Genomic DNA, 2,500 nt, shown 5'->3' on the forward strand with positions numbered 1-2,500 from the left:
GTTGGTTGCGGGGGCAGGATTTGAACCTGCGGCCTTCAGGTTATGAGCCTGACGAGCTACCGGGCTGCTCCACCCCGCGGTGGTGTTTTTGATGTTGGGGTATTTTTTGTGGTGTGAGTGGGCTGGGGGACCTGGCGGCGACCGACTTTTCCGCACCTTAAGGTGCAGTATCATAGGCGCTGAGGGATTTCACGGCCGAGTTCGGGATGGGATCGGGTGTAGGGCCCTCGCAATGGCCACCAGGTCTTCCAGCCCACCCTGTCTTTTGAGAGAGGGTGGAGGTTGGTGCGTTTTTATGAAGAGAGTGTGGCTGATTTCTGTGCATGTGTTTGATGTGAGAAGTATGAGCGATTAGGACCGGTTAGCTGCATGCATTACTGCACTTTCACACCCGGCCTATCAACGTGATGGTCTCTCACGGCTCTATGAGACCTAGTTTTGAGGTGGGTTTCCCGCTTAGATGCTTTCAGCGGTTATCCCGTCCATACTTAGCTACCCGGCTGTGCCACTGGCGTGACAACCGGTGCACCAGAGGTATGTTCATCCCGGTCCTCTCGTACTAGGGACAAATCCTCTCAAGTCTCTTACACCCACGGCAGATAGGGACCGAACTGTCTCACGACGTTCTAAACCCAGCTCACGTACCACTTTAATCGGCGAACAGCCGAACCCTTGGGACCTGCTCCAGCCCCAGGATGTGATGAGCCGACATCGAGGTGCCAAACCTCCCCGTCGATGTGGACTCTTGGGGGAGATCAGCCTGTTATCCCTAGAGTACCTTTTATCCGTTGAGCGATGGCCCGTCCACGTGGGACCACCGGATCACTATGGCCGACTTTCGTCTCTGATCGAGCTGTCACTCTCACAGTCAGGCGGGCTTATGCCATTGCACTCGACAGCCGGTTTCCGACCGGCCTGAGCCCACCATCGCGCGCCTCCGTTACACTTTGGGAGGCGACCGCCCCAGTCAAACTGCCCACCATGCAGGGTCCCGGACCAGGCTTACTGGTCTCGGTTAGACATCAGAAAAATTCAGGGTCGTATTTCAAGGATGGCTCCACCGGTGCTGGCGCCCCGGCTTCAAAGCCTCCGACCTATCCTACACAGAATGTCTCTGATGCCACTGCAAAGCTGCAGTAAAGGTTCATAGGGTCTTTCCGTCTGACCGCGGGTACCCCGCATCTTCACGGGGAATTCAATTTCGCTGAGTCGATGCTGGAGACAGTGGGGAAGTCGTTACGCCATTCGTGCAGGTCGGAACTTACCCGACAAGGAATTTCGCTACCTTAGGACCGTTATAGTTACGGCCGCCGTTTACCGGGGCTTCAATTCAGTGCTTGCACACCTCCTCTTAACCTTCCGGCACCGGGCAGGCGTCAGGCCCTATACGTCATCTCACGATTTCGCAGAGCCCTGTGTTTTTACTAAACAGTCGCTACCCCCTGGTCTGTGCCACCCAAATATGGTTGCCCACGGTTGGGTCTCGTTTATCCCGAAGTTACACGAGCAATTTGCCTAGTTCCTTCAGCATCGTTCTCTCAAGCGCCTTGGTATTCTCTACCAGTCCACCTGTGTCGGTTTCGGGTACGGTCTATACGCCAGAGCTATTTCCTGGAATGATTGAAAAGCCTGTTCAATCCGTTAAGGACAGACAACATCTCTCATTCGTCACTTCTGGCAGGCCCAGTAATATTAAACTGGTTCCCATCGACTACGGCTCTCGCCCTCGCCTTAGGGGCCGGCTCACCCTGCGTGGATTAACCTTGCGCAGGAACCCTTGGACTTTCGGCGACAGTGTTTCTCGCACTGTTTGTCGCTACTCATGTCAGCATTCGCACTTCCGATATCTCCAGAGAGGGTCACCCCGTCTCCTTCGCAGACTTACGGAACGCTCCGCTACCGCGCATTCAAAGAATGCACCCACAGCTTCGGCACGTGGCTTGAGCCCCGTTACATTTTCGGCGCAGGGTTTCTAATAGACCAGTGAGCTATTACGCTTTCTTTAAAGGATGGCTGCTTCTAAGCCAACCTCCTGGTTGTTTTGGAATCCCCACATCCTTTCCCACTTAGCCACGATTTAGGGGCCTTAGCTGGTGGTCTGGGCTGTTTCCCTCTCGACAATGGACCTTAGCACCCACTGTCTGTCTGCCGGGCTATACTCCTGGGTATTCGGAGTTTGGTTAGGTTTGGTAAGGCTTTGGGCCCCCCTAGCCCATCCAGTGCTCTACCCCCCAGGGTAAACACCCGACGATCTACCTCAATAGATTTCGCGGAGAACCAGCTATCTCCGAGTTTGATTGGCCTTTCACCCCTAGCCACAGCTCATCCCCGACTTTTTCAACAGGCGTGGGTTCGGCCCTCCAGTGCGTGTTACCGCACCTTCAGCCTGGCCATGGCTAGATCACTCGGTTTCGGGTCTTCTGCCAGCAACTCATTCGCCCTATTCAGACTCGCTTTCGCTACGCCTACACCTAACGGCTTAAGCTCGCTGCAAACAGAA

Annotated in this window: 1 tRNA gene and 2 rRNA genes (1 of these 3 cut by a window edge); all 3 read right to left on the reverse strand. The window is 55.0% G+C overall.

The annotated features are described in order from the left end of the window. Positions 1–2 precede the first annotated feature (2 nt). Positions 3–79 (reverse strand) — tRNA-Met (locus GAL01_RS15140). A gap of 50 nt (positions 80–129) precedes the next feature. Further along, a 5S ribosomal RNA gene (gene rrf / locus GAL01_RS15145) occupies positions 130–244 on the reverse strand. 87 nt (positions 245–331) lie between these two features. Continuing rightward, positions 332–2,500: ribosomal RNA gene (locus GAL01_RS15150) — 23S ribosomal RNA — on the reverse strand; it runs 567 nt beyond the window's last position.

Origin of the sequence: Gluconobacter albidus (assembly GCF_002723915.1) — a bacterium.
Classification (GTDB): Bacteria; Pseudomonadota; Alphaproteobacteria; order Acetobacterales; family Acetobacteraceae; genus Gluconobacter; species Gluconobacter albidus.